Source organism: Burkholderia sp. Ac-20344 (genome assembly GCF_017104975.1).
GTDB lineage: Bacteria > Pseudomonadota > Gammaproteobacteria > Burkholderiales > Burkholderiaceae > Burkholderia.
Genome location: NZ_JAAGPP010000319.1, coordinates 1 through 2,468, shown reverse-complemented (window position 1 = coordinate 2,468; position 2,468 = coordinate 1). Strand labels below are relative to the sequence as shown.

The window sequence follows — 2,468 nt, the reverse complement described above, 5'->3', positions numbered from 1 at the left end:
AGCAGGCTATGAATGCCATGCGGATTCCTCGGAAGCGGGCCGTCCGGCACCGGGTATCAGCTAGGCTAGTCCGGATTTTTGGCGAAGTAAAATGATATAAACGTAATCAGTAACAAGAGAAAGTGATATGAATATTCCTCTGCTCGAAACCTTCCGGGCCGTCGTTCAGGAAGGTAGCGCGCTGCGCGCGGCCGAACGGCTCGGCTGCACGCAGTCGAACGTCACCGCGCGGCTGCGCCAGCTCGAGGAGTCGCTCGACGCGCCGCTGTTCGACCGGCACGGCAAGCGGCTGGTGCTGAACGACGCCGGGCGCCGGCTGATCCCGTATTGCGACCGCATTCTGCGCCTCGTCGACGAAGCGACGCAGGTGGTGCGCGAGACGCCGGTCGCGCGCAGCTTCCGGCTCGGTTCGATGGAAAGCACGGCGGCCACGCGGCTGCCGGCGCTCGCCGCCGCGTTGAAGGAGCGCGATCCGGCGCTCGGCCTCGCGGTGCAGATCGGCAGCGAGCCGGATCTGGCCGACGCGCTGCTGCGCGGCCGGATCGACGCCGCGCTCACGGCGCGCGCCGTCGTCCGGCCCGGGTTGCGGTACGAGCCGGCGTTCGCCGAGGAGATGGTGCTGGTGAGCGCGGCCACGGTCACGCGCAGGCAGGTACTGGCCGACAACCCGGTGCGGCTGCTCGCGTTTCACGACGGCTGCCCGTATCGCGCGGTCGCGGAGCACTGGCTGAAGGCGCGCGGCATCGCGATCGAGTCGGTGGCGTCGTTCGGCACGTTCGGCGCGATTCTCGGCTGCGTGGCGGCCGGCATGGGTGTCGCGATCCTGCCGAAGCGGATCACGACCGAGCACGTGGCGCGCAAGGCGCTGCGTGCGCACGCGTTCGACGATCTCGACAGCGTGACGACTTATCTCGTCACGCCCGAAGAAGCGCCCGCGCTGCCCGAGCTCGACGTATTGCGCGCGGTGCTCGGCCGGCAGGCGGGCGCGCTGCTGGCGCGCTAGCGCGGCGCACGGCATCGCACCGCGGTGCCGATCGCGTCAGGCCGATGCGACCGCCCGTTCGTCCGCGAAGAAATCGGCCTCGATTTCGCGGATGCGCCGGCAATCCTCGAGCAAGCGCTCGAACGTCGGGCTGTAGAGGCCGACCGTGCCGAGCGCCGTCTGCAGGTCGGTGGTCACGCGCAGCGTGTCGCCCACCTTCGCCCATTGCTTGAGCCCGACGAACGACGGCAGCGCCTGGATCGCCTGCCACGTGAAGTCCTGCCGGAGCACGCCATTGCGCGACGACAGCAGCAGCACGTGCCCGCAGTAACCCCGGAAATCCGTCGGTGCGGCGACTTCGCCGAACAGCCGCTCCGGATGCAGCACGGCCTCGACGGCGGCCGACACATGATTCTCGCCGCTGACCGCGCTCGTCAGCCGCGGATCGAGGCTGCCGTGCAGCCGCGCGTTCAGCTCGACGATCGTCGGGCCGTCAGCCGTATCGAACAGTTCGAGGTGGGTCGGCCCGAAGCGGACGTCCAGCGCGTCGAGCACGGCGGCCGCGTAGTCGAGCAGCGGCGCGTAGCGCGGATCGGCGTGATTCAGCACCAGCATCTTGTCGAGCCGTGGCGCATGCGTGCGGTCGCGGTGCACTTCCCACAGGCTGACCACCCGATGGCGGCCTTCGAACGACACCGAGTCGACGATGTATTCCTGCCCCTCCGAATAGCTCTGGATCACGATGTCGTCGTTCGGCTGGTTGTACAGCGACCGGGTGGCCAGCACGTCGCGCGCGGCGGCCTCGACCTGCTCGAGCGTCCGGCAGATCTTCACGCCGGCCACGCCCGCGCTGCGGGCCGGCTTCACCACGAGCGGCAGCGTGCCGTGCGCGCGCGCCCATTCGAGCGCGTCGTCGACCGACGTGCTGTGGAAGTGGGCCGGTGCGCGCAGGCCGGCCTGGCGGATGCGCTCGTTCATCGCGTACTTGTCGCGTCGCGCGGCCGAGGTCGCGAGCGGATTGCGGTATGGCACGTCGAGCCGCTCGGCCAGCGTATCGGCCAGTTCCAGTGCCGCGTCGAGGCCGTGCAGCACCGCGCCGATGCGCAGGTCGCTCAACTGCGCGAGCGTCGCATCGATGTCGCCGCGATGCTGGACCTGGCGGATATAGTCGGACGGGACGAACTGGTTCCGGTAGATTTCCGGCAGGTCGGGATCGCTGATCACGTGCGCACAACGGATGCCGTATGCGCGGAACGCGGGCGCCAGATAGGCGGCTGTCGACGCGCCGTCGACGATCAGGACGGTATCGATGAAGCGATGCGGCATGGATTCCTCGCTGGGCTGTGAGATCGGTTGAAGAGGGCGGGCGGCACGGGCTCAGGCCCGCGGGCCGGTATCGGGCGCATCGCCCGGCCAGCGCACGGCCAGCGCGATGCAGACGGCGACGAGCACGGCCGCGACGGCGAACCCGCGCGCCGCGCCGGCC

2 protein-coding genes are annotated in these 2,468 nt (G+C 69.5%); one reads left to right on the top strand and one right to left on the bottom strand.

Going from position 1 to position 2,468, the window contains the following annotated elements; all coding sequences use genetic code 11:
• The first annotated feature begins 127 nt into the window (after positions 1-127).
• Positions 128-1,003 (top strand): LysR substrate-binding domain-containing protein, encoded by an 876-nt coding sequence (locus tag G3N64_RS38765; protein WP_205788850.1) that lies wholly within the window; start codon positions 128-130, stop codon positions 1,001-1,003.
• A gap of 36 nt (positions 1,004-1,039) precedes the next feature.
• On the opposite strand, the gene G3N64_RS38760 is transcribed toward G3N64_RS38765, so the two are convergent.
• Entirely contained in the window at positions 1,040-2,308 is a 1,269-nt protein-coding gene (locus G3N64_RS38760) for an ATP-grasp domain-containing protein (RefSeq protein WP_205788849.1), read from the bottom strand.
• Positions 2,309-2,468: the final 160 nt, after the last annotated feature.

Excerpts from the sequence above, each read along its gene's own strand:
- G3N64_RS38765 (WP_205788850.1), top strand. The coding sequence starts at position 128 with ATGAATATTCCTCTGCTCGAAACCTTCCGGGCCGTCGTTCAGGAAGGT.
- G3N64_RS38760 (WP_205788849.1), bottom strand. The coding sequence starts at position 2,308 with ATGCCGCATCGCTTCATCGATACCGTCCTGATCGTCGACGGCGCGTCG.